Here is a 26,537-nt window from a genome sequence, read left to right on the forward strand (position 1 = left end):
ACTGCCTCGACACGAAGGTAGTTATAATGCCTAGGATGTTCGATAGACAGCATCACTCTATCTATAGATAGAGGCTATACAGAGCGATCAATCCACCTGTAAGACTAGGCCCTTGAGGTATTCGCCCTCAGGGTGATAGATGCTTACGGGATGATCTACGGGTTGGGTCAACTGATGCAGGATGCGTACATGACGCCCCGAGGCAGCTGCAGCGGTGAAGACAGCGAGGCGAAACTCCTCCCTAGAAACGGCCTGCGAACAGCTGAAGGTGAAGATCAGACCACCTCGTGCCACCTTGCGAAAGGCTTGTGTATTGATCTTTCGATAGCCAATGAGGGCATTCTTGAGCACCTTGCGATGCTTGGCAAAGGCGGGAGGATCGAGGATGATTAGGTCATACTCCTGCTCCGGCATCTGGTCAAGGAAGGCAAAGGCGTCTTGTGTGATCGAACGATGACGAGGGCACTGCTCACCGAAGTTGAGCCTTACATGCTGATCAACCAGATACATGGCCTTGGCCGAACTATCCAGCGAATCAACCCGCTCTGCCCCACCCCGCAGAGCATAGAGAGAGAAGCCCCCCGTATAACAGAAAGCATTGAGTACCCTCCGGCCTGCGGCATAATGCTCCACAAGATAGCGATTGTCTCGCTGATCAATGAAGAAGCCAGTCTTCTGCCCCCTAATCCAGTCAGGGATGAAGCGAATACCCTGCTCCCAAATAGGCTCATTCTCTGTATGCCCAATGAGGAAACCATCCTCACTAAGCTCTCTCTCTAAACGAGTGGGCAGCGTGCCCTCACTCTTGTAATAGACAGCCTCTAGAGCTGGGGCAAGCTCTAGAGGCTGAGCATAGACCTCCATGAGAGCTTGAGCGATCTCGTGCCGAGCATGGTGCATCCCGAGACTATGGGCCTGCACCACAGCTGTAGAGCCGTAAATATCAACGATGAGCCCAGGCAAGCTATCCCCCTCACCATGCACTAGTCGGTAGACATCGTTGCGCTCTGCCTCGGCAGCCTGGGGACGAATAAGGCCTGCTGCATGGCGCACATGTAGGGCACTAAGCAGGCGTTCCCGCCAGTAGTCCTCGGTGATGGGCTCGAGAGAACCGAAGCGAAGCATACGGATAGCTATGCTTCCCCCACCATAGTGCCCAACGCCGAGCTCTCGACCCTGGCTGCTGAGGATGTTTACTAGAGCTCCATCGTAAACCTCCCCCTCTACGGAGGCAATAGCTCCAGAGAAGATCCAGGGATGGAAGCGAAGCAAAGACTCCTCCTTGCGTGGAAGTAGCCTGATAGTAGGATATGCGTTCATAAGAGAGCGTAATGAATGGGATTGGGATAAGGGAGCTCAATGAGACGGTTGTAGATCTGTAGTGAGGCCCAGGCATCTAGGGCGGCATACATCTGCTGGGCGGGGGAGAGTTGAGCGGCCTCCCAATTGCTCATGCGCTGCGACTTGCTCAGATAGCCCGAGCAAACGATGGCGTAGATCTTCTGTAGGCCCTGCTCACGAATACCAAAACCTGGGCAGAGCCTCTGTAGCTCAACGAAGCCAGCTGGCTCGAAGGGGCTCAGCCGCTTGAGCGAGGAGAGGTCATCCTTGAGGCTCAGACCGACCTTGAAGAGGTATGGATCTTGTAGGAGCTTGATGAGCTCGGGGTGCAGCCCAATCTTGTTGAGGCGGAAGAGGAAGCAATGCTCATCCGTCGAGAGTTGTAGCAGCGACACCTCGTAACGTTTATGTGCTGAGAAGGAGGGGCGTGTCTCCGTATCGATCCCAATAGCCTCGGACTGCTTGAGCTGCTGCACAGCCTTGCGCACATCGCTCTTGCGCTCGACCAGGTGGATCTCTCCTGGGAAGAAGATACGCTCGAGCTTACTCAGCTCCTCCCCCGAGATCGTGGAGGCAAAGGAGGTGCGCAGAAGCTCTCGCATCTTAGTCCTCCTGGTAGGCGTCCTCTTCTGCGTCGTCATGTTCGGATTGATATTGTACATAAAGTCTGTGCATAGCCATTTGGGCTGTGAGGAGCTGCTCGCCCCAATACTCTCTGAAGAGGGCCAGGCAGCGACCGATCGCTGCGGGCAGGGCCAATTCGTTGCGCTCCTTGACAATACCCAGCAGATTGCCCACGTGCTGGTAGACGTCGGCGAGGCACTCGGAGATGAAGCTCAGCGTTGGGGTCTGCTCGCCCTGAGCATCCTCTGCGCTCAGGCGCAGGAAGGTGTCCTGCTCACCGAGCACATCGGCCAAAGCCCCACGCACACGCTCGTAGCCATATTCGGTAATGTATTCCTCTATATAATCTTCCTCTGGGCTGTAGAGATATTCGGGCAGGCGCATTGTCTGCAAATACAGTCGTGGGAGGATCTGTAGCAGTCCTAGCACGAGCTCTCTAGCCTCTGTAGGTGTCTCGACGAGCGTGGCAAACTCTACTCCTACGGCAGTAAAGTCTATCAGCTCAGGTGAGTAGATATTGTATACTGGTGAATTTGTATTCATAGGCTACAAAGGTACTACATCTCGAGCAGGCAGCATGAACTCTAGCGATAGATCTTCGCTCTACCGCTCATCGAGGTTCGCCCTCGATAGGCCTTCGATTGAGCTCTCAATAGGGTCGAGCCCGAGCCCTCATCTAGCCTCTCTCCCAAGCTCTCGATAGCATCGAGACTGAGACTCAAATAGGATCACAACAGAGACTCAGATAGGATCTCCATCGAGGTATAAGTAGGATCGCAACAGAGGTATAAGTAGGAGCAAAAAAGGACATTCAGTTAAGTCTATGGGATACATAAGTAGCAGCAAAAAATCTTGTAAGTTAGCAGACTACAGAGAGACGACTGGCAGCTCCAAGAGAGAGCTCGATGGAGTATCATCTATCGAAAAATGGACCTTAGGAGGGGATAGGCAGAGTCGCTCCGTACGAGATCTATGCCCTATACAGCAACTCTGCACAGAGCATTTGCAGAAGAAGTGTGGGGCTAATTGATTATATTTGTGCGGCAAAGGGATTAGCAAGAAGTTCACTAAAGACTATACAACAAGATGGCCAACATCAAGACAATACTCGAGTTTGACCGAGCCCAAATATCTAGGCAGGAGCATATCCTATTCGATAACTTCAGCCTTGCGATCCAAGAGGGGGAGTTCGTCTATCTAGTCGGGCCAATAGGTTCGGGCAAGAGCACGTTGCTCAAGAGCATCTACGCTGAGTTGCCCATCAAGCGGGGGAGCATCCGCCTCTTCGGCCAGGAGCTCAAGGATATTAAGCCTCACCGGTTACCCGAGCTGAGGCGACAAATTGGGATCGTCTTCCAAGATTTCGAACTGCTTGCCCGAATGACCATTTGGGAGAACCTCGACATCGTCCTGCGTGCCTGGGGCGAGAACAATCGCATTACCCGTAACGAACGCATCAAAAGAGCCCTCACAGAGGTCGGTTTAGAAAATAAAGGCTACAAATATCCGCACCAGCTCTCGGGCGGTGAGCAGCAGCGTGTGGGCATCGCTCGAGCTCTGCTGGGAAATCCTAAGCTCATCCTAGCCGACGAACCTACGGGCAACCTAGACCTGGAGAGTGGCCTCGCCATCACACGCCTACTGCACGAGCTGAGCCGTACCAAGGGCACGGCCGTGCTGATGGTTACCCACAATACCGTACTGCTACGAGAGCTCCCTGCTCGACAAATCAACCTGTACCCGACAGACTTCTCTGACGACTCTCTCGGAGCAAACGACTAGGCGATCTTTTGTGCTAAAGCATCCATTTACATCCAATAGTACTGCATTGAAAATAATGAAGTTCGGAGGCACTTCCGTTGCCTCAGCACCTCGCATCCGCCATGTAGCGGATCTGATTACAGCCACAGACGAACCCAAGATCGTGGTTCTCTCGGCCATGGCCGGGACAACGAATACCTTAGTCGAGATCAGCCGCCAGCTCGTGGAGCGTCATCGACACGAGGCCCTCATCCTATTGACCAAGCTCAAGCGCAAGTACGAGCAGGAGACCCAGGCCCTCTTCCCCAATCCTCAGAGCTACGACAAGGCTTGGACTTTGGTCAACGAAACTTTCTTCTTCCTCGAGCAACTCTGCTACCAAGAGAGCTTCACCCTCTATGATGAAAAGAAAATCCTCGCCCGAGGAGAGCTCCTAAGCACAGCGATGATGCTCCGCCATCTCGAAGACAGAGGGATCAAGACCGCAGGCCTCCCAGCCCTAGAGTATATGCGCACGGATAAGAATGCCGAGCCTGACCTGGAGTACATCGAGATGCATCTGAGGCAGATACTCTCCCGATGTCCCAGCGATGTCAATCTCTTCATCACCGAAGGGTACATCTGTCGCAATGCCTTCGGAGACATCGACAACTTACAGCGTGGGGGGAGCGATTATACTGCCTCCCTGGTCGGAGCAGCTCTCAGAGCAGACGAGATACAAATATGGACAGATATCGACGGGATGCACAACAATGACCCTCGAGTAGTCGAGGCTACCGAACCTGTGCGCCGACTTCACTTTGAGGAGGCTGCCGAGCTGGCCTACTTCGGAGCGAAAATCCTACATCCAACCTGCATCCAACCGGCCAAGGCTCGCAGCATCCCCGTACGCCTGCTCAACACTCTAGTCCCCGAAGCTCCAGGCACCTTGATCTCGACCGATACAGACAAAGATCTGATCAAGGCCGTTGCCGCCAAGGATGACCTAACGATGATCCGAGTACGCAGCTCTCACCAACTCTCAGCTTGGAGCTTCGCCAGCAAGGTCTTCGCCGTCTTCGAGCATCTGCGCATACCAATTGACATGATTGCCTCGACAGAGCAGTCCATCTCGCTGACGATCGAGACCAGCCGCCTCGTCCCTGAGCTGGAGGAGGAGCTAGAGCAGCTCGGGACTCTCGAGATCGAGCGCGGGATGACCATCGTCTGCATCGTCGGCGACCTAGAGTCTGAAAATATCGGCTTCGAAGCTCAGATCCTAGAGGCTCTACGAGAAGTACCCATTTGGATGATCTCCTACGGGGGGAGCGACTACAACGTCTCCGTCCTCGTCGAGGCCTGCAACAAGCGGACTGCTCTCAAAGCCCTGAGCGACCACCTCTTCATCCGTCGTTCCTCTCAGGCATGACAACTACGAGGCCAATCTCAAAAGCCAGGCTATGGCTGGGTCTGCTACGCCCTCGGACGCTCTTCTCGTCGCTGAGTGCAGTCCTTGTGGCTATATTCTATGCGGCCCGCTCGGGTATGCCTCCAGTGCTGGAGAGCTGCCTCCTCATAGGTGTGGCTCTAGGGGCACAGATCTCGAGCAATATAGCCAATGACCTCATCGACTTCAAGAGAGGGGCGGACACGCTCGAGCGCAAAGGGCCGCTGAGGCCGCTGAGCCGAGGGATGCTCTCCGAGAGAGCGGTGAGGCGAATGCTTCTCCTCTTCCTTGGGCTCACCCTTGCCCTCGGGCTGTGGCTCATAGCCCTGAGCTCGTGGTGGTTGCTGACGGTGGCTTTAGTCGTACTCTTGGGTGTCTTCGCTTATTCAGGGGCTGGCATCTCGCTAGCCTATAGGGGGCTAGGTGATGTGGCCGTCCTCATCTTCTTCGGCATCGTACCTGTAGTCGTTGGCTACTACATCCTCGAGGGGACGATCCTGGACAGTACCCTCTGGCATCTAGCCTTTGCGATCGGCCTCTCCAATGTCAATATCCTCGTTGTCAATAACTACCGAGACTATGCCGAGGATGCCCAGGTGGGCAAGCGCACCCTGGTGGTCATGATGGGCAGAGACTTCGCCCCGAGGCTCTACCTGAGCTGTGGAATGCTCTCGATGGGGCTACTCTACCCAATCTATTCGGCCTGGGCTATGCCCCTGCTGCTGGGCTATGTCCTCCTCTTCTCTAGCACCTACCGCTCACTCCAAAATAACGAAGGCGAGCAGCTCAACCGAACGCTCGCCCAAACAGCCCGCAATGCCTTTGCCCTCTCGATCATGATCGGGCTGATGCTCCTAATCCGGTCTCTATCCGCCTAAAGTATGCGCTACAAACGCCTCCACCAGATCCTCCTCTTACTGAGCTGTCTCTCTCTATTGAGCTGCTCGACCCTCAGTCGTACCAAGCGCAAGCCCTCGGCCTCAGCCCTCTCGACAGAGCAGATTGCCTCGATGATCAAGCGTGGAGAGAAGTTGCTCGGCAAGCCTTATAGGCATCGCCACTCCTCAGGCTGGACACTCGACTGCTCTGGCTACGTGGGCTATCTATTCAGTACTCTAGGTATTAAGATCCCTCGCACCTCATCAGCCCTAAGCCAGTATGTAGACCGAGTCAAAGACCCACAGCCTGGGGACTTGCTTTTCTTTAAGGGACGCAATACACGCAGCTCTAGGGTAGGCCATGTAGCTCTAGTCGTGGAGAATAAGGATGGAGATCTTGTGATCATGCACAGCACAAACAATGGCGGGATCATACGCCATCGGCTCAAGGGAAGTACCTACTTCAAGAAGCGTTACCTACATGCAGGTAGAATTCCTGCACTCTCGAGACTAAGCCCTGATTCACAGCGAAAAAAGAAGAAAAAGGAGCAGGTAAGAGAACGGGTTAGGGTCAAGGAGCACAAAGCTGGGGAAATGATCAAGAGCGAGCCACTGGAGCTGAAGACTCGACCTAGTGTGAGCTATCTAGAGGAGCGACACATCCCCTCCTTCTAGAGATCAGACCCATGTGAGGGTTTGCGATCATCGCTTCGACAGCGAACGGATAAGTCGACCGAGACCCATCATCCCAAAGAGCAGCAGCACAATGATTACCCCGGAGGGGATAGATAGATAGTAGCTCAGCACCAGCCCCAAAACATTGGCTACAAGGATCAGGAGAATAGAGCCCAAGACAATCGTGCGAAAGCGAGAGGTAAAGAGGCCAATAGTGCTCTGAGGCAACGTCAAGAGCGACATCAACAGCATGATCCCCACAAGCCTGATACTCAGCACGAGAGCGATCGAGACGAGGATGAGCATGGAGAGATTCCATCGGTCTGCCCTCAAGCCCCTTGTTTGGGCGAAGTCCGCATCGAACATACTGTAAAGGATCTGCCGATAGTATCGCACAAACACAAAAACCAGTATCAGGGCAAAGAGAGCCAAAGCCCACAGATCCTCCCTAGAGACCAGGAGGATATTACCAAAGAGATAAGAGGATAGGCCCGAGGTATATCCAGGCGTAAGGGTCATGAAGAGCACTCCTAGAGCCATTCCCAGTGCCCAAACGCCCGCAATAGCGGAGTCTTCCCGAACCATATCTCGACGGCTTAGGCGACCGATCCCTACGGCAGAGAGCACTGCAACCAAACAGGCCGATAGGATGGGGTTAATCCCCAAATACAAGCCTAGACCCAACCCACCGAATGAGGCATGGGTGATCCCTCCACTCACAAAGACAATACGCCGAACGACAATATAAGCCCCCACAATGCCACAGACAATGGCAGAGAGCAGAGAGGCCCAGAGGGCATTCTGAAAGAATTGATACTGAAGTACGCTCTCCATGGCTAGTGTCCTCCATCAGGCCCATGCTCCATATGGTGAGCACGAACCTCCTGGATGATTAAGAAGAGCTCGGGCTTGAGCTCCTCTGGCAGCTCGATCTGACGTAGCTGGAGGCTTCGTACCCATCCGGCCACATCATCCGCCTCGAGGGTGATCAGGATCTCCCTAAACTCCTCAACCTCCTCACTGCTATAGTCCTCTGCCGAGCGAGCAACAAAGCGATCTAGCTCCTCATCGTCATAGTAGACAATCTTCGTACTGACAGAGGCGAGCAGGCTATCTCGCTCACAGGTCATGTGCATTCCACAGCACCCGCCAGCGGATTTGTAGGGCTGTGGCTCAGCCTCCTCGTCTATACTAGTGGGAAAGAAGTACCGTTGTACCAGGGCTATCAGAGCCACAACGATACCCAACCCCAATAGGGCAACCAATGCCCAAATGATACTATCCATAAATTGACGAATGTATGACGTTATAATATACCTACTTCAAAACCTAAACCCTCAAGCTCCTGCCAATAGGCTGGGAAACTCTTGGAGACCGCCTCTGCCCCCCCAACACATACAGCCTCAAAGCCTAAGCTGGAGGCTAGAGGGGCTAGAGCCATGGCGATCCGATGATCCCCATGCGACCAAATATTGGCCGAGGGAGTATCTACTATATCAACTACCCCATCCCAAGAGATCTCATCAAGGGCGACCTCTAGGGCCACGCCTAGGGCCTTCAATTCTTGAGCAAGAGCCTCAATCCGATCGCTCTCCTTAAGCCTTAGATGAGCCACACCTTGTAGCCTAAAGGGTCTACGCTGTCCAACGGAGGCAGCGACGAGACTTGGGACGATGTCCGGGCACTCCCGACAGTCCGCCTCAAGAGCCTCTACTTCACCCCAAGGAGTACGCCGCAGGACGATCCCCCCATCCGAAAGGTGGTCAGAGGCAACCCCTAGAGCAGCGAAGAGCTTCGGCACATGATGACCATCCCCCTGTAGGCTAGGTATCGCAAGTCCCTCGAGCCTCAAGCCATCGAGAGATGGATAGAGGGCCACAAGTAGATAGGCGTAGGAGGCTGCCGTCCAGTCTTCTTCGGGGGAGGCAGAGACGGATCGGGAAGGCTTCAGAGCCCTATCCGAGAAACTAAATCGGCCTCCGTTTTGTTCCCCCTCTACCCCATAGCGACGCATGACCTCCAAGGTCATGGTTGCATATGGAGCAGAGCTCACAAGCTGGGCAGAGGCATCAATCGTATAGGCCTCACTCCCCAAGAGCAGAGGGGCAATAAGCATCAAGGCACTGATATACTGCGAGCTCATGGAGGCATCCACAGAGACACAGCCCGATCGGAGCTCCGACGGATAGATCAAGAGCGGAGGGTAGCCCTCCCGCTCGAGGTAATCGATCCGTGCCCCGAGAGAGCGCAAGGCCTCGACCAAGGGGGCAATAGGCCTCTGATGTTGCCGCCCCAGCCCTGAGAGCTTTGTCGGGCACTGGGCATCTGCTGCAAGCACTGCGGTCATCAGACGCATAGCCGTCCCGGACTCTCCGACACAGACCTCACCCATCCCGTGCTCGACCTGCAAGAGAGCTGTATATAAATACCTTATATCCTCTGGCAAAAGGCATAGCTGCGCCTCCGAATATCGAGGAAGAGCCCGGAGTAGATGTTTTAGGATCATCTCTCGGGCCATGAGGCTCTTACTAGGAGGCAGGGCAAAGGTCTTCCCCTCTCCCCTCAGACCTTGACGCCCCAAGCTTATTCGAATGTCCATAGTATATCTCCTACCTCCTGCGAATGAATAGAAAGCGGACATGCTGCCAAAGGGTTCGCCCGAAGCCATAATAGCGGCACATGATCTGCCAACGCTCATATAGGGAGCGGCGATGGTTAGCCGTAGTAGCCCCCTCGCTGAGATAGAGGCTTAGTACCTCATCTACTCGATGTACAGACTTCGCCCCCCTCAACACTCGGATACACCAATCAAAGTCTGAGGAGAAGCGGTAGCTCAAGTCGTACTGAGGAGCTAAACTTCTTCGAGCGATGAACGACTGATGGCAGACCAACATGCCCTGCTCGAAGCTCCTCCAAGTCAGCTGCTTCGGAGGGCTAAGCCTTCGTAGTCCCAAGTCTTGACCCTCTTGATCTATCAGGCGAGTATATCCATAGAGTACGTCAGGCAGAGACTCTTGAGCCATAGCCTCTTGTGCTAGATGTGCAACCGTATTGACTGAGGGCAGGAGATCTCCAGCATTCAAGAACCACACATAAGTGCCCTGAGCATAGGATAGGCCCTTATTCATCGCATCATAAATCCCTCGGTCTGGCTCACTATGCACCTTGGCTCGAGGGGCAAGCTCTCTCACCAGGCAGAGAGTGCCGTCGGTAGAGGCTCCGTCAATGACTAGGTACTCCATCCCCTCATAGGTTTGATTCTGTACGCTGAGTAGGGTCGGAGTGATCGTTTGTTCTGCATTGTAACAGACGGTGATGATCGTAACGAAAGGGACTGACATAGAGGCTAAATAGAGACTGGGGTTCTATCCTCGAGGGAGGCATGATACAACTTCAATAGATCAGGAGCAAAGCGGCTATAATCAAGCCACTCGACCGAGGAGTGGCAAACCTTAGGAAGATATTCGTCCTCAGAGGTGAGGAGCTGGACTAGCTGAGAGGCCATCTGCCGAGCGTCATAGGGCCGAGAGAGGAAGCCATTCTCCCCTGGGCGAACAAGATCCTCCGCCCCATGGCCAGCGAAGCTCAGCACGGGAGTGCCACAAGCTAGAGCCTCACTGAGGCTTTGTCCAAAAGTCTCGTAGAGAGAGGTCGAGATGACCACATGGCTCAAACGATATAGATTGATGAGGTCTTCCTCCTGAGATATGCTGCCTAAGTGTTTTGCATCTATAGGGAGGGCAGCCAAGATCTTAGCATCTCGCTCTTGGCCCACGAGCAATAAAGTCGTTTGTTCTGCTAGAGAAGCTGCCTGAAAGGCGAAATGCTCAAGCATCTCCCTCAGGAGGACTGCACCCTTACCCCGATCATCCAGGCGAGCAGCAGCGACCAAAATATACTTGCGACTGGGACAATAGCCCTCGAAAGTTCTCGTCTCATCGACCTCTCCAGGGCAGAAACAGGAGAGATTTAGAGGATTAGGCAAGACTTCAGGCTTTGAGAAGCCTTGGGAAAGGCATCCTGCTGACGCAAGGGAAGCCTCAGCTTGACTGACAGCGATGAGATGAAAGCCTCTGAGCGAGGCCCTCCGCTTACGAGAGGCAACATATTGCGAGAGGTCATTCTTCCTTCGACTAGAGAGCAATGGACAATAGCCACACCCCTCAGATATACGAGTACATAAGAGACTCTCCCTCTCCTGCCATACGAAGGGGAGGTGACAGCCACCCAGCACAGGCCAGAGGTCATGCATAGTCCAAAAGACGGGCTTTCCTAGCTCTCTAAGCCCCTCAAGAGCCCCAAGTCTAAGCATACCATGATTGACCCAATGTAGGTGAATAACATCTGCCCAGGAGGCCCATTCATGCCTCGAAGGGTCATAGCCCCATCGAGCACTAGAGAAGCGAAAGAGATTTCGACAACTCCTCCCGTTACGGAGCAAGATCTCGAGTCGCTCGAGACGATTATACCACCAAGATCTACTGAGGCTACCCCTCCGACTAGAGAGGGCCTCTACCCTCCTCTGCATCTCCCGAGAGAGGTTGTCCAGTTCGTGTAAAACAAGCACTCGGACATCGACACCATAGCGACTAAGGGCCTCATAGTTACGCCTACAGGCAATAGCTGCCCCTCCAGAGGTCAAGGAGGTTGTGATCAACAAAACCTTCATCGCTGTCGGAATATTCGCTGACGAACAAAGGCCTCTGCCTCGGGGCTAAGACCTAATACATACCCAAGACCTAGAGTGGCCAGCAATAGGGCTGCCGAACGCAGGATGAGATCAATCCAACTATTGTTCCACGAGGGGAGCAACCAGCCAAGTAAAAAGAGTACTCCTACCAAGGGGAGAAGGAGGAGCTGACGGGTAGAGAGCGGGTGGATGCCTAGGCGATGCCAAAGCAACCCTTGCTGCAATCCATAGCAAACGAGGTTGCTTAGGAGCGTAGCAGCAGCAGCCCCTTCCACTCCCCAGAGAGGGATGAGGTAGAGGTTTGCCAGGAAAGCTACTGCACAGAAACCTAGGGTATAATATAAATTCCAGTGATAATAGGGAGAGCAGCTGACGATCGGGTGAGAGCCCGTTAGAGTGATCTCTACGATCTTGGCAAGGGCAAGGAGGAGGAAGGCATGCTTCCCACCTCGGTACAGCTCTCCTTGGGGCATGATGCTGTAGATGTTATCTATATTGGCCCACAGCAGAGCGAAGATGACCAAGCCAACGAAGAGCTGGTAGTATGAGGTCTGCTGATATAGGGTGCTCGTGCGCTCATGGTCTCTGTCCTTCATAGCCTGGGCGATGTGAGGCGTTGTAATGCTGATGATCGCTCGGGTGGGAATGTCTATAAATGACGCCATAAAGAAAGCAATGGAGAAAATCGCTGTAGAGCCCAGCCCTCCCTCATCTACAATGGTTACCATCAATAGATCCATCCGAGTAGCAAGCATCGTCCCGACGGTGGAGAGGACTGCTAAAGCAGTAAATCGACCAAAGCCTCGACGCATCTGCTGGGGCACAAACGCCCAGTCGTGTTTGAGGCTCAGAGGGATTAGCCGTCCGAGATAGCCTAGTGCTATCACGCAACAGAGGACATACACAACAATCAAGCCCCAAACAAGCCCATCGAGGCTGAGCCAATGAGCTGCATAGAGGAGATATAGCCCTAGCATCAAAAGACGAAGAAGGATCTCTCGGATGGTCTTCGGGGCGGATAAATGTAGCAGCTGTATGGCATACAGCTCCCATATCGTCCACAGAACAATTGCTAAGGACAGAGGCAAGACAAGCCAATAATAATCGACAAAAAGGGCACTATTACGGCCGAACACCTCTGAGATGGGGAGATGCAGCAAGCCATAGAGGGGGAAGGCTACGAGGCAACCCAAGAGGGCAACCACAAGGACATAGAACAAGAAGCCATGATGCACCTGCCGTCTGCCACCGTCAGCACTAGAGCTCTCGTCTTTGAAATAAGGGAAATAACGATTGATGGAGGTAGTCAAACCCAACAGCCCTAGTCCTGAAAGCAGCGTTGCCACCTCGATGACTAGACGAGTTAGCCCCACCTCTTCTGGACTAAGATACTTAGTCAGAACAAAGAGTGTCGTAAAGAGCCCAATCCCAGCACCAACGAAAGTGATCAGTGTAGAGCGAGCCCCCTCTCGTGCGATCGTATTAGCCATTCGTTCTCAACAAGCTAAAGCGGTCGGACAGACTGAGCAGGTAATGATCGGCCAGCACCAATGCGGCCATAGCCTCGACTATAGGGACGGCTCGAGGCACGACGCAGGGGTCATGACGCCCCTGGACGCATAGGCTAGTCTCTCTACCCTCCCGAGTCAAAGTGCATTGCTCCTGAGGGATGCTGGAGGTAGGCTTGAAGGCAACAGATAGCCATATCCGCTCTCCATTGCTGATTCCCCCAAGGGTGCCTCCCGAATGATTGCTCCGATGACAGGGCTGCCCCTCACTATCCAGCCCCATAGAATCATTGACCTCAGAGCCCCGCTGGCTAGATAGGGAGAAGCCCTCACCGATCTCGACCCCCTTGACCGCATTGATGCTCATCATCGCATAGGCTAAGCGAGCAGGGAGCTTATCGTAGAGAGGTTCGCCCCAACCTGCGGGGACACCATCGATGACGAGACGGATCACTCCACCCAGGCTATTCCCCTCATCTCGAGTCTGCCGAATGAGCTCTATCATCTCCTCGGCGAGAGGCTTATTGGGGCAGCGGACAGCATTCTCCTCTGCTAGAGAGAGCCGCTCTATGGGCCAATACTCCGATCCAGGGCTTAGGTGTAGAGGGCCGATGGAATAAGTATAGGCCTGCAAGCGAATACCCTGAGCCCACAAAAGCTGACGAGCTATACAGCCCGCAACAACACGTGTTACAGTCTCACGGGCAGAAGCTCTGCCTCCCCCTCGATGATCTCGAATACCATACTTTTGCTCGTAAACGTAGTCTGCATGCCCAGGGCGATAAACCTCTCTCAGATGGTCATAGTCTGCCGAACAAACGTCCTCGTTATAGACAACAAAGGCAATAGGCGTACCCAGGGTCTTACCCTCGAATAAGCCTGAGAGCCAATGCAGGCGATCGACCTCTTGGCGGGGGGTAGAGAGGGTACTCTGTCCGGGGCGTCTACGAGCCAGTTGATTATCAATCTCTTCGAAATCGATCTCAAGGCCTGCAGGTACACCATCGAGCACACCACCTATGACAGGCCCATGAGACTCTCCAAAGGTAGTCAAGCGAAGCAAACGTCCGAAGGTATTCATACACAGCTAGACAATTAAGAGAGGCTGCGCCATAAACCAGAAAAACTTGATTTACGACGCAGCCCCTTCGCTACAATGATGCGAGTTATCGTCTCATAAGAGAAAGAGACTGCTTAGCAACCACAGTTGCCACCGCAACATCCGCCTGAGGACTCGCCAGAATCCGAAGAGCCACAGTTGCAACCACCGCCACAGCCACCACCATGAGAGCCGAAGAACTTCTCGATCTCCTGGCTAGTAGCTTCATGCTCGTCAATGATCTCTCCGATGAAGTGGAGGGTCTCACCAGCCAAGGGGTGATTGAAGTCCATGACGACTACATCCTCACGTACCTCGAGGACACTTCCCTGAAGCGTATGACCATCTGTGGTCTGCATAGGGATCGTATTGCCTTCGAAGACCACAGCCTCATCGAACTTGCCTGCCTCATCAACGAAAATATCCTTGGGCAGCTCCTGCACAGCATCTTCGATACGCTCGCCGTAGGCCTGCTCACAGCTGAGGACGAAGTCGAACTTATCCCCGACGTTCAAGCCTAATAGGTTCTTCTCAAACTCAGGCAGCATCATGCCCATACCATGGATATACTCTAGGGGACGCTCTTTGGTTGCCTCCTCCATCAGCTCTCTCTCATTCTCAGAGCCGACATACAGCTCGTACGTACATGCGACGAACTTATTGGGTGAAATACTCATAATCTGTTAGTATAATTTTATCGCCTCAAAGTTAGCTAAAAAGTGCCAACTAGTCCATAGCCCGTCGACGTTCTCTAGCTGCTTTGCGGATCTCCTCTCTTTTTTTGCGTACTTCCTCTCGCTTTTGTCGAGCGATCTCTCCTCTCTGCTTAGCCGCAGACCTAGTGTACTCGCGCACGAAGCGTCTATTCTCCTGGAGCAAGCGTACGGCTTTGTCTATGGGTAGGACAGATTGGCACTTCTTGTAGTAGGTACGCTCGAGCTCTGCATCCTTGACCCGACGATCAAGCTCTGCGCTAAAAGCCTTCTCAAGCTCCTGGGGGCTGAGCTTAGAGTCCTGAGCCTTGCCCTTAGTACCATGGCCATGACGATAGAGGCCAGAGGCGTGGCTCTGCTTCCAGAGCTTAAATCGCTCCTGATCCAGTTCGTCAAGGATGGGCATGAGGCTATTAGCCTCCTGGTCAGTGAGCTCTAGTGCTTTGATGAGGAAGGCTCGCTTGTGCTTGAGGATCTCCTCCCTCCTGGGGTGAGTACCCTCCTGAGCGAAAGTGCTCAAGAGACCTATAGCGAGGGCGATGAATAGCAGGGTTATTCGTTTCATAGTTTGAAAGTTATTGGATTCAACACTTTACAGATCCTGTAGCTGTGCCAGGGCCTGCTCTTGGGCGATCGTCTCGACCTCGAGGGCATAGCTCTCATAGTACTGGATATACTCCTCATCCGAGACATCATAGGCACTGGCGACGGGGCGAGGCTGCTCAGGAGACGAGGTCTCGGGAGCGATGAGCTTAAAGCCCAAGTAGATGCTCACAAAAGTTGCAGCCAAATAGAGCGAGGGCTTGACCTTCGTCCACAGCCCTACTAGGGGTGTGGGAGGAGCTGCCTCGGCATCGCCTTGCACAGCATCGATGCGAGCCATGATATTGCGCTCGAGATCCTCGAAGTAGTCCTCTGGCACACTGTAGTGCGCCTGGCTCTGCTCGGCCTTGGGAAGCTGAGCCTCGTAGTCGAAGGGTTTATCTTGTTTCATAACGTTTGATCTTGATCTCCTCGAGCCTATGTCGAGGTTCTATTGATTGAGATGACCCAAAGGTAAAAAGGTTTAATCCTCGAGTGCAAGCTGCTCTCGAATCTTATTGGCGGCATGGTGATAGGAGGCCTTCAATGCCCCCGTAGAGGTTCCTGTCAGGCTCGAGATCTGCTCATAGGGCATCTCATCATAGTAGCGCAAGCGAAAGACCAGCTGCTGCTTCTCGGGCAGGGAGAGGAGGGCTCTCTGAAACTTCAGCTCATAGGCATCTGCATCGAAGTACTGGTCGGCGACCAAACGCTCCATCATCCGATCGAGCAGCTCCTGATCCCCTCCATCGTGCAGCAGCTCCTGCTCTCGCCTCTGTCTACGGACGAAGCTGAGCCCCTCATATAAAGCTATCCGATAGAGCCAGGTAGAGAGCTTGGCCTCGCCTCTAAAGCCCTCGATAGCATCCCAGGCCTTGAGGAAGGTATTCTGTACAAGATCATTGGCGTCATCATGGCTGTAGACTATGCGACGCATCTGCCAATAGATCTGGCGACTATAGAGCTTGACCAGGAGAGCAAAGCCTCTGCGACGGCTCTCGGGGTTCTGAAGCAGCTCTCTCAGCTCCTCCTCTGTAATCAAAGGGCTCATGACAGATGAGGCTCTAGGAGAGCTGTAGACTCAGTAAGACGGATGAGCTGCCCCTGGGTATCAGCTGTCAAGCATAGCGTATCGCCAGGGGACAGCTCGCCCGAGAGGATAAGGTCGGTCAAACGATCCTCGACCTCTCGCTGTAGCACACGTCTGAGGGGTCGAGCACCATAGCTAGGATCATACCCCAGGGCTGCAATAGCATCCTTGGCTAGATCATCTAACTCCAGGGCATAGCCTGCTCGGGCAATGCGCTCCGAGAGGGGGCGAAGCTCGACCTCGACGATCCGACGCAGGGCTGCCTCGTCGAGGGAGGCGAACTCGACGATCTCGTCGAGGCGATTGAGGAACTCAGGGCTGAAGGTCTTCTCCAGCGCTCGGCGCATAATCCCCTGCTTGCGCTCTGCCACCCCCTCGGGATAGAAGCCGACCCCATGGGCGAAGGACTTAGCCTCTCGAGAACCGACATTGGAGGTAAGGATCACGATGGTATTGCGAAAGTCTACCCTACGCCCCTCGCTATCGGTGAGCGTCCCCTCGTCAAGGATCTGTAGCAGAAGGTTGTACACCTCAGGGTGTGCCTTCTCAATCTCGTCGAAGAGGACGACGGAGTAAGGCCTGCGCCTTACCTGCTCGGTCAGCTGCCCTCCCTCTTCGTAGCCCACGTAGCCTGGGGGAGAGCCTATGAGACGAGAGACAGCGAACTTCTCCATATACTCGCTCATATCTACCCGTATCATGGCATCCTCTACCCCGAAGAGCTCCTGGCTAAGCTTTTTAGCCAAATAGGTCTTGCCGACCCCAGTAGGCCCGAGGAAGAGGAAGGAACCAATAGGCCTACGCTCGTCTCGAAGCCCAAGGCGACTGCGTTGGATCGCTCGGACTACTCGCTCCACTGCTGCGTCCTGGCCAATGACCTGACCTTGCAAGACCTCAGCCATACAGCGCAGACGCTCGGCCTCTCCCTGGGCGATCCGCTCCGTAGGGATGCCACTCATACGGGCAACAACGGCAGCGACCTCCTGTAGGCCCAGCATCTTGGGCTCGATCGGCTGCTGGTGCTTACGATCTTCCTTAAACTGAGCAATCTGCTCCTCTAGCTCCCTCTCTCGAGAGCGATACGAGGCGGCCAACTCGTACTTCTGCTCCTTGATGCACTCGAGTTTGAGCTCAAGTACCTGCTCGAGCTCGAGCTCTAGGCCACTAAGCAGAGGGTCTGCGGCTACGACTTGCCCTCTAGCATTGGCACCGACCTCGTCCAGGATGTCAATAGCCTTGTCGGGGAAGCATCGCTCCGTAAGGTATCTAGCAGACAGCTCGACGATAGCCTCTAGGGCTTCGTCGCTGTAGCGCACCCCATGATAGTCCTCATAGCGAGATTTGATCTGCTCGAGGATCGCTCTCGTCTCCTCAGCCGTATTGGGGGAGAGCATCACTCGCTGAAATCGACGCTCTAGAGCCCCATCTCGCTCGATGTACTTGCGATACTCAGAGAGGGTGGTCGTCCCGATACACTGCAGCCCTCCTCTCGAGAGAGCGGGCTTGAGCATATTGGCCGTGTCCATCCCGCCAGTAGAGCCACCAGAGCCTACGATCGTATGAATCTCGTCGATGAAGAGGATGATGTCTGGTCTACTCTCCAGCTCTTGCATGAGAGCTTTGAGTCGCTCCTCATATTGTCCCCGATACTTCGTCCCTGCGATCATAGCAGCCAGGTCGATACTGATGATGCGCTTCTCCTGTAGATACAGGGGTACAAAGCGTTGGGCGATGCGCTGGGCTAGCCCCTCGACGAGGGCCGTCTTGCCGACCCCTGGTTCGCCGACGAGGATAGGGTTACTTTTCTTACGTCTCCCGAGGATTTGGATCATCCGCTCGAGCTCGGCCTCACGGCCGATCATGGGGTCAAGGCGTCCAGCCTTGGCATCAGCCACGAGGTCTCGCCCATAAGCATCGAGGGTGGGTGTATCAGTCTCTGCATCGCTTCGTCGCTTAAGGGTTGCTCTACCCTCTCCGTCCTCCTCCTCATCATCGTCGGTCTTGCGGTGGGCATTTTGAATGCCTCGCTCTGCCTCATCCAGGCGCAGGGCATCAACGGAGAAGCCAAAATCTAGATGGATGCTCTTCTTCTTGAAGAGGCTTTTGAGCCTATTGGGCATAGGGCTCAGGAGCACCGCTTGCAGCAGATGCAGGGGGCTAATGGCAGCCTCTTGCCGATGGGCACAGATCTTGGCCGCAATGGAGATACAGATACGAGCCTCTTGGTCGAAGGTAGGGACGGCTGCAGGGTCGCTGGGCTCCTCTGCTATTTTGGCAGAGAGGCAGTGGTCATACTCCTGGATCAGCTCCCCGATGCCAAAGCCCTGCTCCAGCAAGAAGTTGATCCCTACATTCCCGCCCTCCTTGAGCACGCCCCAGACCAGCAGGTCGGGGTCGATCTCTCGGATGCCTAGACGCTGGGTCTCCTCATAGCAGAGCTCCAGTGCCGAGCGGAAAGTATTTGTATAGTTATAAGTCATTTCGATCTTATGAATTGTATATATATTAAGATGCAGCAAGGGCTGCAAAGTTTATACGAGGGGGGATATTGAGACAACGGACATCCCCCTCTGCCTAGTATGCGGAGAGCAAAAACTATACCAAACCTCACCAGCCCCTTGCTCTGGCAGAGCTCGAGGCCGAGTAGGCGAGCCCGAGCGGCCGACGGGCGTCGGGGAGAGGCGGACTTAGGGCACAACCTCTCTCACGACGAGCCTCGCCTCTGAGCCTAGGCTGGGCCTAGATCATCGTAGGCATCGTGTCGTTGGAGGCATCCGAAGTCGAGATGAAAGCCTTGGGGTCTATCCCGAGCACCTCGCGCTTGAGTGAGAGGAGGTTCTTGCGCTGGATGATGATGAAGATCACCTCCCGCTCTAGACCCTGATACATTCCCTTGCCATGGAGGAAAGTACCTCGGACACCCATACGCCCCACCAGTGCGTCTCGGATCTCCTGGGGCTTGTCCGAGATGATGAATACAGCCTTGTGAGGGTTCTGTGGCTGGAGCACCTCGACGACCTTGCCATAGATGAAGATCGTGAGCCAGGAGTAGAGGGGGACCTTCCAGTCCCCGAAGCTGATGAGCCCCAGCAGGACGACGATCGAGTCGATGCCGATAATGAGGCTACTGACCTTCATATTCGTCCTACGAGAAAGCACTCGGGCCAGGGTATCCGTCCCCGCACAGGTGCTGTGCGAGAAGAAGATGAGGTAGACCCCTACCCCCAGGAGAGCTCCTCCGTAGAAGCTGCACAAGATCGGATCATCCTGCACAAGAGCCCTTCCCTGGCTGAGGTCTGCGATGAGGTCGGTGAAGACGGCCACGAGGACGAAGGTAATCACCGTCTTGATAGCCGACATATGCCCTAAACTGCGGGCGGCCAGCAAGAAGAGGGGGATGTTGAAGACCAAGGCAACCTTACCCACGGGCAGTCCATGGGGGAAAGCCTCCCAAATATCCTTGGTAATGTGGTTGATCACAATGCTCAGGCCGTACACCCCACCAGGGACGATGTTGAGCGGAGCGATGAAGAGAGAGTAACCAATGGCCAGGAGCAGAGAGCCCACGAGGATGAGCAGGAAGTCCTTCGCCAGGGCAATACGATCGAGCGGCATAGTAGAGATGATAGTTGTAGTGTGATAATGCTAAAGACAGAGGCCAGGCCTAGGCATTGCTCTCGGCAAACTCCATGAGGTAAGCCTTGATGAAGGCATCGATCTCGCCGTCCATGACTGCCGAGACGTTGCTTGTCTGATAGTTCGTTCGGTGATCCTTGACCCGTCTGTCGTCGAAGACATAGCTACGGATCTGCGCTCCCCATTCGATCTTTTTCTTATTCGCCTCGACCTCTGCCTGAGCTCGCCGACGCTTCTCCAACTCCTTGTCATAGAGCTGCGATCGGAGTAGCCTCAGAGCATTGGCTCGGTTGTCCGTTTGGCTTCGGCTCTCGGTATTCTCAATGATAATCTCCTCCTGCTCACCAGTCTCGGGGTCTCGGTACTTGTAGTGCAGGCGGACGCCCGTCTCGACCTTATTGACGTTCTGCCCTCCTGCCCCGCTGGAGCGGAAGGTGTCCCAGCTCAGATCGGCGGGGTTCACCTCGATCTCGATCGTGTCGTCTACGAGGGGGACAACGAAGACGGAGGCAAAGCTCGTCATGCGCTTACCCTGAGCGTTGAAGGGAGAGACACGCACCAGGCGATGTACCCCATTCTCACTCTTGAGGAAGCCATAGGCCTGCTCACCCTCGATCTGCATGGTCATGGTCTTGATGCCAGCCTCGTCGCCGTCCTGCCAGTTGGTAATGGTTACCTTGTAGCCCTGTCTGTCGCACCAGCGGCTATACATACGAGCGAGCATAGAGGCCCAGTCTTGGCTCTCTGTCCCCCCTGCACCGGCATTGATCTTGAGCACAGCTCCGAGCTTATCTTCCTCAGCACGAAGCATATTGCGCAGTTCAACATCCTCGACATGGGCTAGAGCTGCGGCATAGGCCTCATCGACCTCCTCTTCGCTGGCGACCCCCTCACGGTGAAAGTCTAGGGCGAGAGCTACCTCGTCGCACAGACGCTCGGCCGTGTCGTAGGCCTCGAGCCAGAAGCGTAGCTCCTTGACCAGTCGCATCTGTGCCTCTGCCCGAGTGCGATCCTCCCAAAAGGATGGATCTGCCGTGCGGAGCTCCTCCTCCTCTAATTGAATGCGTCGGCTATCGACGTCAAAGATACCTCCTCAGCGCAGACTTGCGCTCCAACAGGGCATCCAGTTGGTCTGTCGTTATCATACCTAATAGGTGTGGTGTATGTGATGAGTATATTGCTATTCTGTGGAGGCTTAAGCCTCCTCGTACATACGACGGATGGCCTCGGCATAGCGCTCGGCCACCACCTTGCGGCGGATCTTGAGCGTAGAGGTCAACTCGCCATTCTCGATAGAGAAGGGTTCGCTCAGCAGGACGAACTTCTTCACCTTCTCGAACTGGGCTACACTACCCAGGGCCTGCTCTAGATGAGCCGTGATAATGCGCTGCACCTCGTGGTTCTCCGCAAGGGTATGACGATCGACCTCGGTATCGAGGCCTCGAGCCTGAGCTTGAGCCGTAAGGATCTCCCAGTTGGGGTAGATCAGTGCACTCACGAACTTATACCCGTCGCCGATGATGGCGGTCTGCTCGAAGATCGGATCCATAGCCAGCAGTCCCTCGAGCATCTGAGGGGCAATGTACTTGCCGTTGGCCGTCTTGAAGAGGTCTTTGATACGCTCTGTGAAGAAGAGCGTCTTGCCCTCGAGCCTACCAGCATCGCCCGTGCGAAAATATCCGTCGGCGGTAAAGGCCTCGGCATTGGCCTCGGGGTTGTTGTAGTACTCGGTGATAATAGTCGGGCCCTTTAGTTGGATCTCACTCGTCTCGGGATCAATGCGCACAGAAACGTGATCGACCACCCGCCCTACGGACTGGATGTCGAAGCCCTTCTGAGGGAAGCAGCTCACCGTCGCCGTAGACTCGCTCAGCCCATAGCCGAAGCAGATCGGGATGCCCACCGACTGGAGGAAGCGATTGACCTCCACCGAGAGCGAAGCCCCTGCCGTGGGGAAGAAGCGTCCTCGCTGCAGCCCCAGCACCCTCTTGAGCTTAGCGAAGAGGGTATGCTCATAGAGCTTGTACAGCAGCTTGAGGTGCAGAGGGGCACGATGGCCCTCGTTGTAGTAGTGCAGGCGATAGGTCTCGCCGATGCGGCTGGCATGTCTGAGCAGGCGTTGGGCCATGGGCGAGGAGCTAGCGATCTTCTCCTGGACACCTGCGTAGACCTTCTCCCAAAATCGAGGCACATTGCACATCATCGTCGGGCGCACCTGGGGCAGGGCTTGCAAGATCTTCTTCGGATCGGAAAGAATGGCTACCGTCGCCCCGATGCGCAGACAATAGTAAGCCCAAATCTTCTCAAAGATATGACTATGAGGTAGGAAGCTCATACTCACATCCCTGCTCGAGAGGAAGGGGAACATCTTGATATGCTCCTCCAGCTGCTTCTTCAGATGCTCATGGCGCAGCAAGACACCCTTGCTGCGCCCCGAAGTCCCCGACGTGTAGATGATCACAGCAATATCTGAGTCGAGGGCTTGAGAGACCGACACGTTGGCCGCATTCTCATGCGCCTTGGCATCCCCACGGCGGATGAACTCATCATAGTAGACCGAGGTCTTGTCCTCGGGGTGTAGCACGACATTGCGATCGAAAATGACAATGCGCTCAATAAAGCCTCCTGTACGCTGTACCTCATAGGCATTGTTGTACTGGAACTGTTGCCCAACGAAGATCAGACGCAGACCCGAGTCTCGGACGATGAAGTCTACTTGCTCGGGTGAACTAGTTGCATAGAGAGGGACAGATATAGCCCTCATCATATACATCCCGATCTCTGCCTCGAGCCCATAGACACTATTGGACGAATAGATCCCGACCCTGTCCTGTGGCTGAATACCCTCCCGAGCCAATCCCTTGGCTGCATCAAGACAGCGGTCGGCAAAGGCCTCACCACTGAGCTCGAGCCAAGGGCCAAGGTCGGTCTCTTGGTACTTCACGATAGTCTTGTTTGCAAAGTTCGTTCGGAGGAACTGGGGGAACTCTGCCAAATGATATTGTCTCATTGTCTAGGAGCTTCTATGCGAATAAATATATGTGTACTGCCGAGGCCAAGGCGACAGCCTTGCCCAGGGGGCGAGGTATGCTCGATCGATACACGGCACACCACGTACAAAGATAGAGATTATTTGCCCAGCCCCGACACTCCGCCGCCCGCTAGATCTCGAGCAGGGCTGTGTCCTCGGCCGAGCAATTACTAGGAGCACAACGAAGGTACAAGGAGAAGCTCTATAGAGGTCTAAGTAGGATCGCAAATGAGACTCAAATAAGATCTCGATCGAGGTCTAAGTAGGATCGCAACAGAGATATAAGTAGGACCTAGATAGAGGTGTAAGTGGGGTCGCAGAGGCGGCTTGATTACAAGTGCATAATCTAGCAAGTTAGTAGTCGATGGACTTATAAGTAGCCACAAAAAATCTAGTAAGCTAGTAGTCGACGGAGACACAAAGTACCTCAGAGAACTGGGTTATGACCTAAGGAGAGGGCTACTGAGATCTAAAGGCAGAGCTCGGTAGCCCCCCTCCATGGATCGAGCCACTGGGCTAAAGCTCGAGGAGGGAGGGGCATCGGAAGAATGTTCGTACCTTTGGGCATTATTCATCAATTCACCGAACCAACTATGTTTTCAGGTATCGTAGAGGAGTGCGCTAGCGTCGTAGCACTCAAAAGAGAAGGGGACAATCTGCACATCACCCTGAGTTGCTCTTTCGCAAACGAATTGAGCATCGACCAAAGTGTTGCTCACAATGGGGTTTGCCTCACAGTGGTGAGCCTCGAGGAGGATCGCTACACCGTAACAGCCATCAAGGAGACTCTAGACAGATCCAACCTCGGCATCCTACAGGTTGGCGACCTCGTCAATCTCGAGCGCAGTATGGTATTGGGTGGTCGTCTCGATGGGCATATCGTCCAGGGGCATGTAGACCAAAAGGCTGTCTGCACTGAGGTGCGTGAGGAGAACGGTAGCTGGTACTATAGCTTCCATCACGAGACCGACCCCGAGATGGCAGCCAAAGGCTATGTAACGGTGGAGAAAGGCTCTGTCTGCGTCAATGGCGTGAGCCTTACCGTATGCAACTCAACTGTAGACAGCTTCGGTGTGGCCATCATCCCCTACACACACGAGCATACCAACTTCTGCCGCATTGAGGTGGGGACGGAGGTCAATATCGAGTTTGACATCATCGGCAAGTACCTCTGCAAGATGCAGCAGTACATCCGCTAAGGCTCTCCCTCTGTCGTGCGCCAGCTCCTAGTCTACTGTAGCCTATGCCTGCTTGGCCTCTGGGGTCATGATCGGTCTTGGGCTCAGAGCCCAGGGCTTCCCTTCACTAGGGTAGCTGAGCTGCGCACCGTAACTTACCATTCTCCAACATCCTCCCCTCAAATGGCTGGGATGCTCCCCTGCATCCCACTGCATGAGGAGGGGGCGTTGAGGATCTCTTTTGACCTGCTAGGGGGCGAGAGGAGCATACTTGCCTGCAAACTCATCCACTGCAATGCTGACTGGCAACCCTCAAGCCTTAGCCCCATGGAGGCCATGGAGAGCTCCCTCGAGGGCGAGCTCCTCCTGCCAAGATCAAGTACCAGTACCCGACAGCCCTTTCAGCATTATGAGCTGGAGCTATCTCAGTCCTCCATACGCTTCAGGTATTCGGGCAACTATCTGTTGCACATCTATGACCCGATCAGCGCAGAGGATGCCCCCCTTCTGAGCCTACCGATACTCGTATCCGAGCAGCGTGGCGGTGCTCGGCTCTCCGTCAGCCCCTACTCGAGACTGGGCGAGCCAAGCAGGACACAGCAGTTCGTCAGCTGCGACCTCTCAGCCTCAGCCCTAGGCATCGGGCAGGAGGATCAAGAGCTTCGCATCGTTGTCCTGCAAAATGGGCGTTGGGAGAGCAGGCAGAGCTACCCCACGATCCGAGCCAGTCTCATAGACGAGCAGCAGGCCTACCATCGGGAGCAAGTGTTGGCCTTCGAGGGAGGGGCAGAGTATTACCGCCTAGAGCACACTGACGATCTAGAGACTACGGTTGGAGTCGTTGCCCACACGAAGGACGAGGGTCTATACCACCTCCAGGCCTCCACGAGGTACCTCAAAGCCAGTGCCCCCTATGTCTACGATGCCGACCTCGATGGTCGAGAGATCATCCATAGCACCTCAGAGGAGCAAACAGCCCTAAGGATAGGCTATCATGAGGTGCACTTCGAGCTTATGGCTGAGAGCCCATTGCAGGGCCAGGTAGTCCTCGAGGGACGAGCCTTCGACCATCTACCCTGGTCGAGCCGCACCTTCGCCTACGACCCCGTTCGCCATAGCTACCGCCTCAGCCTCCTCCTCAAGGCTGGCTATCAGGAGTATCAAATGAGCCTGCTAGATACAAAGATGGGTATCGCTAGCGCGATACCCATCATGGGGAATCATTCCGAAACCACTAATACCTACTCGGCACTCGTCTACCTGCGTGATCCTCAGACTCAAACGGATCGTCTCATAGACCTTGTTGAGCTACGCTACATCCCCATCCGATAGGGTCTAGTCGCTTGGAGGAGCTCTTCGGCCCGAGAGCGCATACTCATCTCCACGAGAGAGAGCAGCAGTCCTGCATTCTGAGGGTCAATGATCCTAGGAGCGAAGATCTCGAGGACTTCTATCCGCTCCGAGCCCCAGGAGTAGAGCTGCATGAGGCGACTGATCTGCTCGCAGGAGAAAGAGGCTGACGAGGCCGCCGAGCGCATGAGCTTGAGCTGATCTGTGCGGAAGGGGGTCTGTCGCAGCGAGACCAAGAGCTCCTCGAAGTGAGCCCCTCCAAGAGGCATAGGCCTGACTCCCCTACCCCCTCTCATCATCCGCTCTCGCTCCCGAGCAGCACGATCGAGGATGAGACGAGCCTCATCTTTCTTGAAGCTAATCAGATTGATCAAGACATAGGCATCCCCCTGTAGCAGTAGGTTGGGGGCAATGATCTCCAAGACCTTGAGGCGTGGGCCATCGAAGGCAAAGAGCTTCATCAGAGCCTCTGCCTGGGCTGTGCTGAAGACAGCCCCCCGGCGTGCATCTGAGATCATCCGCAGCTTATCTCTCTCGAAGGGGGCTCTGCGTACCTCGGCATAGAGGCGGTCGAACCAATCAGCATTCGTTCGCTCTCGAGGGTCATAAGCAGGGGGATAAGAAGGCCTATCTATGACAACAGGAGGGATAGAGCCTGAAACCGAAGGTATCGTCCGCTCGGGATAACGGCGACGCATGACAGAGAGGGCCTTATCCTCAAAGATCAACAGCCAAGCCTCCGCCGGAGACAGGTGGTAGTAGATCCATTCATCACGATTGCCGTCGAAGGCCTTCTCATCAGGCTGCCCCACGAGACGAATTACCTGCTCAGGGCTCATGCCTACCTCCAAGGCCATGATCTTCCCACGGATATTACGGCCACAGGCAGCTAGGAGGAGGAGGTAGCATAGGCTCACCAGGCCTATCTTGATCGCTTGTTTCATCAACATATCAA

General features: G+C 54.6%; 25 protein-coding genes. 6 read left to right on the forward strand and 19 right to left on the reverse strand.

Features of this window, described 5'->3' with window-relative positions; genetic code table 11:
* Window positions 1–87: 87 nt before the first annotated feature.
* Genes HQ37_RS00450 through HQ37_RS00460 form a run of 3 tightly spaced genes read right to left on the reverse strand, consistent with a single transcriptional unit; the run spans window position 88 to window position 2,508 of the window.
* Window positions 88–1,320: a class I SAM-dependent rRNA methyltransferase gene (locus HQ37_RS00450; RefSeq protein ID WP_036878712.1), complete on the reverse strand. Its 1,233-nt coding sequence runs from the start codon at window positions 1,318–1,320 to the stop codon at window positions 88–90.
* Window positions 1,317–2,003: a 3'-5' exonuclease gene (locus HQ37_RS00455; RefSeq protein ID WP_235264606.1), complete on the reverse strand. Its 687-nt coding sequence runs from the start codon at window positions 2,001–2,003 to the stop codon at window positions 1,317–1,319. The genes HQ37_RS00450 and HQ37_RS00455 overlap by 4 nt, the downstream gene beginning before the upstream one ends.
* Window positions 1,945–2,508 carry a DUF5063 domain-containing protein gene (locus tag HQ37_RS00460; protein WP_036878717.1) on the reverse strand — a complete coding sequence of 188 codons (564 nt, stop codon included), beginning with the start codon at window positions 2,506–2,508 and terminating at the stop codon, window positions 1,945–1,947. Before HQ37_RS00460 ends, HQ37_RS00455 begins: the two co-directional genes overlap by 59 nt.
* 543 nt (window positions 2,509–3,051) lie before the next feature.
* Here HQ37_RS00460 and HQ37_RS00465 point away from each other — a divergent pair.
* The 4 genes from HQ37_RS00465 to HQ37_RS00480 are packed head-to-tail and all read left to right on the forward strand — an operon-like array spanning window position 3,052 to window position 6,705.
* The gene (locus HQ37_RS00465; RefSeq protein ID WP_052080648.1) at window positions 3,052–3,747 is read left to right on the forward strand and encodes a cell division ATP-binding protein FtsE; all 696 of its coding nucleotides are present in this window, start codon (window positions 3,052–3,054) and stop codon (window positions 3,745–3,747) included.
* A gap of 46 nt (window positions 3,748–3,793) precedes the next feature.
* On the forward strand, window positions 3,794–5,134 hold the full coding sequence (locus HQ37_RS00470; RefSeq protein ID WP_036878720.1) for an aspartate kinase: 1,341 nt from the start codon (window positions 3,794–3,796) through the stop codon (window positions 5,132–5,134).
* The gene (gene menA / locus HQ37_RS00475; RefSeq protein ID WP_036878723.1) at window positions 5,131–6,030 is read left to right on the forward strand and encodes a 1,4-dihydroxy-2-naphthoate octaprenyltransferase; all 900 of its coding nucleotides are present in this window, start codon (window positions 5,131–5,133) and stop codon (window positions 6,028–6,030) included. The genes HQ37_RS00470 and menA overlap by 4 nt, the downstream gene beginning before the upstream one ends.
* Window positions 6,031–6,033: 3 nt before the next feature.
* Complete coding sequence (locus HQ37_RS00480; protein ID WP_052080649.1) at window positions 6,034–6,705, forward strand: C40 family peptidase; 672 nt, start codon at window positions 6,034–6,036, stop codon at window positions 6,703–6,705.
* 27 nt (window positions 6,706–6,732) lie between these two features.
* Here HQ37_RS00480 and HQ37_RS00485 read toward each other — a convergent pair whose 3' ends face one another.
* From HQ37_RS00485 to HQ37_RS00555, 15 genes are all read right to left on the reverse strand, one after another.
* A complete protein-coding gene (locus HQ37_RS00485) occupies window positions 6,733–7,539 on the reverse strand; it encodes a metal ABC transporter permease (protein WP_036878725.1) in 807 nt (268 codons plus the stop codon).
* Between the two features lie 2 nt (window positions 7,540–7,541).
* Window positions 7,542–7,991 (reverse strand): hypothetical protein, encoded by a 450-nt coding sequence (locus HQ37_RS00490; protein ID WP_036878727.1) that lies wholly within the window; start codon window positions 7,989–7,991, stop codon window positions 7,542–7,544.
* 20 nt (window positions 7,992–8,011) lie between these two features.
* Window positions 8,012–9,304, reverse strand: coding sequence for a 3-phosphoshikimate 1-carboxyvinyltransferase (locus HQ37_RS00495; RefSeq protein ID WP_052080650.1), 1,293 nt, complete (start codon window positions 9,302–9,304; stop codon window positions 8,012–8,014).
* A gap of 10 nt (window positions 9,305–9,314) precedes the next feature.
* Window positions 9,315–10,046 carry a glycosyltransferase family 2 protein gene (locus HQ37_RS00500; protein ID WP_036878729.1) on the reverse strand — a complete coding sequence of 244 codons (732 nt, stop codon included), beginning with the start codon at window positions 10,044–10,046 and terminating at the stop codon, window positions 9,315–9,317.
* Between the two features lie 5 nt (window positions 10,047–10,051).
* The gene (locus HQ37_RS00505; RefSeq protein ID WP_052080651.1) at window positions 10,052–11,374 is read right to left on the reverse strand and encodes a glycosyltransferase; all 1,323 of its coding nucleotides are present in this window, start codon (window positions 11,372–11,374) and stop codon (window positions 10,052–10,054) included.
* Window positions 11,371–12,885, reverse strand: a complete 1,515-nt coding sequence (locus tag HQ37_RS00510; protein WP_036878734.1) for a lipopolysaccharide biosynthesis protein — start codon at window positions 12,883–12,885, stop codon at window positions 11,371–11,373. The genes HQ37_RS00505 and HQ37_RS00510 overlap by 4 nt, the downstream gene beginning before the upstream one ends.
* On the reverse strand, window positions 12,878–13,984 hold the full coding sequence (aroC, locus tag HQ37_RS00515) for a chorismate synthase (RefSeq protein WP_036878737.1): 1,107 nt from the start codon (window positions 13,982–13,984) through the stop codon (window positions 12,878–12,880). The genes HQ37_RS00510 and aroC overlap by 8 nt, the downstream gene beginning before the upstream one ends.
* Before the next feature lie 113 nt (window positions 13,985–14,097).
* Complete coding sequence (locus HQ37_RS00520; protein WP_036878739.1) at window positions 14,098–14,679, reverse strand: peptidylprolyl isomerase; 582 nt, start codon at window positions 14,677–14,679, stop codon at window positions 14,098–14,100.
* A 49-nt stretch (window positions 14,680–14,728) separates the two neighbouring features.
* Window positions 14,729–15,280 carry a hypothetical protein gene (locus HQ37_RS00525; RefSeq protein ID WP_036878742.1) on the reverse strand — a complete coding sequence of 184 codons (552 nt, stop codon included), beginning with the start codon at window positions 15,278–15,280 and terminating at the stop codon, window positions 14,729–14,731.
* Window positions 15,281–15,307: 27 nt separating this feature from the next.
* Window positions 15,308–15,709 (reverse strand): hypothetical protein, encoded by a 402-nt coding sequence (locus HQ37_RS00530; protein ID WP_036878746.1) that lies wholly within the window; start codon window positions 15,707–15,709, stop codon window positions 15,308–15,310.
* Between the two features lie 72 nt (window positions 15,710–15,781).
* On the reverse strand, window positions 15,782–16,348 hold the full coding sequence (locus tag HQ37_RS00535) for an RNA polymerase sigma factor (protein WP_036878761.1): 567 nt from the start codon (window positions 16,346–16,348) through the stop codon (window positions 15,782–15,784).
* Window positions 16,345–18,867, reverse strand: coding sequence for an ATP-dependent Clp protease ATP-binding subunit (locus tag HQ37_RS00540; protein ID WP_036878764.1), 2,523 nt, complete (start codon window positions 18,865–18,867; stop codon window positions 16,345–16,347). The genes HQ37_RS00535 and HQ37_RS00540 overlap by 4 nt, the downstream gene beginning before the upstream one ends.
* 259 nt (window positions 18,868–19,126) lie before the next feature.
* Entirely contained in the window at window positions 19,127–20,002 is an 876-nt protein-coding gene (locus tag HQ37_RS00545) for a YitT family protein (RefSeq protein WP_036878767.1), read from the reverse strand.
* Window positions 20,003–20,051: 49 nt separating this feature from the next.
* Window positions 20,052–21,168 (reverse strand): peptide chain release factor 2 gene (gene prfB / locus HQ37_RS00550; protein WP_152566738.1). Its coding sequence is split into 2 segments (ribosomal slippage): window positions 20,052–21,104 and window positions 21,106–21,168, totalling 1,116 coding nucleotides; the frame shifts between segments, so codons are not numbered across the junction.
* A 50-nt stretch (window positions 21,169–21,218) separates the two neighbouring features.
* A complete protein-coding gene (locus tag HQ37_RS00555) occupies window positions 21,219–23,033 on the reverse strand; it encodes a long-chain fatty acid--CoA ligase (RefSeq protein WP_036878773.1) in 1,815 nt (604 codons plus the stop codon).
* A 614-nt stretch (window positions 23,034–23,647) separates the two neighbouring features.
* On the opposite strand from HQ37_RS00555, the gene HQ37_RS00560 reads away from it, so the two are divergent.
* Both HQ37_RS00560 and HQ37_RS00565 read left to right on the forward strand, forming a co-directional pair.
* Window positions 23,648–24,253 carry a riboflavin synthase gene (locus HQ37_RS00560; RefSeq protein ID WP_036878776.1) on the forward strand — a complete coding sequence of 202 codons (606 nt, stop codon included), beginning with the start codon at window positions 23,648–23,650 and terminating at the stop codon, window positions 24,251–24,253.
* A 15-nt stretch (window positions 24,254–24,268) separates the two neighbouring features.
* A complete protein-coding gene (locus tag HQ37_RS00565; protein WP_152566739.1) occupies window positions 24,269–25,564 on the forward strand; it encodes a type IX secretion system plug protein domain-containing protein in 1,296 nt (431 codons plus the stop codon).
* Here HQ37_RS00565 and HQ37_RS00570 read toward each other — a convergent pair.
* Window positions 25,546–26,532, reverse strand: coding sequence for a DUF4476 domain-containing protein (locus tag HQ37_RS00570; protein ID WP_081951697.1), 987 nt, complete (start codon window positions 26,530–26,532; stop codon window positions 25,546–25,548). The genes HQ37_RS00565 and HQ37_RS00570 overlap by 19 nt on opposite strands.
* Between the last annotated feature and the right edge of the window lie 5 nt (window positions 26,533–26,537).

This window comes from Porphyromonas sp. COT-239 OH1446 (assembly GCF_000768875.1).
Taxonomy (GTDB): Bacteria; Bacteroidota; Bacteroidia; order Bacteroidales; family Porphyromonadaceae; genus Porphyromonas.

Bases quoted from the DNA above. Each gene is read 5' to 3' on its own strand.
- HQ37_RS00450 (WP_036878712.1), bottom strand. From the start codon at position 1,320: ATGAACGCATATCCTACTATCAGGCTACTTCCACGCAAGGAGGAGTCT.
- HQ37_RS00455 (WP_235264606.1), bottom strand. From the start codon at position 2,003: ATGTACAATATCAATCCGAACATGACGACGCAGAAGAGGACGCCTACC.
- HQ37_RS00460 (WP_036878717.1), bottom strand. From the start codon at position 2,508: ATGAATACAAATTCACCAGTATACAATATCTACTCACCTGAGCTGATA.
- HQ37_RS00465 (WP_052080648.1), top strand. From the start codon at position 3,052: ATGGCCAACATCAAGACAATACTCGAGTTTGACCGAGCCCAAATATCT.
- menA (WP_036878723.1), top strand. From the start codon at position 5,131: ATGACAACTACGAGGCCAATCTCAAAAGCCAGGCTATGGCTGGGTCTG.
- HQ37_RS00480 (WP_052080649.1), top strand. From the start codon at position 6,034: ATGCGCTACAAACGCCTCCACCAGATCCTCCTCTTACTGAGCTGTCTC.
- HQ37_RS00485 (WP_036878725.1), bottom strand. From the start codon at position 7,539: ATGGAGAGCGTACTTCAGTATCAATTCTTTCAGAATGCCCTCTGGGCC.
- HQ37_RS00490 (WP_036878727.1), bottom strand. From the start codon at position 7,991: ATGGATAGTATCATTTGGGCATTGGTTGCCCTATTGGGGTTGGGTATC.
- HQ37_RS00495 (WP_052080650.1), bottom strand. From the start codon at position 9,304: ATGGACATTCGAATAAGCTTGGGGCGTCAAGGTCTGAGGGGAGAGGGG.
- HQ37_RS00500 (WP_036878729.1), bottom strand. From the start codon at position 10,046: ATGTCAGTCCCTTTCGTTACGATCATCACCGTCTGTTACAATGCAGAA.
- HQ37_RS00505 (WP_052080651.1), bottom strand. From the start codon at position 11,374: ATGAAGGTTTTGTTGATCACAACCTCCTTGACCTCTGGAGGGGCAGCT.
- HQ37_RS00510 (WP_036878734.1), bottom strand. From the start codon at position 12,885: ATGGCTAATACGATCGCACGAGAGGGGGCTCGCTCTACACTGATCACT.
- aroC (WP_036878737.1), bottom strand. From the start codon at position 13,984: ATGAATACCTTCGGACGTTTGCTTCGCTTGACTACCTTTGGAGAGTCT.
- HQ37_RS00520 (WP_036878739.1), bottom strand. From the start codon at position 14,679: ATGAGTATTTCACCCAATAAGTTCGTCGCATGTACGTACGAGCTGTAT.
- HQ37_RS00525 (WP_036878742.1), bottom strand. From the start codon at position 15,280: ATGAAACGAATAACCCTGCTATTCATCGCCCTCGCTATAGGTCTCTTG.
- HQ37_RS00530 (WP_036878746.1), bottom strand. From the start codon at position 15,709: ATGAAACAAGATAAACCCTTCGACTACGAGGCTCAGCTTCCCAAGGCC.
- HQ37_RS00535 (WP_036878761.1), bottom strand. From the start codon at position 16,348: ATGAGCCCTTTGATTACAGAGGAGGAGCTGAGAGAGCTGCTTCAGAAC.
- HQ37_RS00540 (WP_036878764.1), bottom strand. From the start codon at position 18,867: ATGACTTATAACTATACAAATACTTTCCGCTCGGCACTGGAGCTCTGC.
- HQ37_RS00545 (WP_036878767.1), bottom strand. From the start codon at position 20,002: ATGCCGCTCGATCGTATTGCCCTGGCGAAGGACTTCCTGCTCATCCTC.
- HQ37_RS00555 (WP_036878773.1), bottom strand. From the start codon at position 23,033: ATGAGACAATATCATTTGGCAGAGTTCCCCCAGTTCCTCCGAACGAAC.
- HQ37_RS00560 (WP_036878776.1), top strand. From the start codon at position 23,648: ATGTTTTCAGGTATCGTAGAGGAGTGCGCTAGCGTCGTAGCACTCAAA.
- HQ37_RS00570 (WP_081951697.1), bottom strand. From the start codon at position 26,532: ATGTTGATGAAACAAGCGATCAAGATAGGCCTGGTGAGCCTATGCTAC.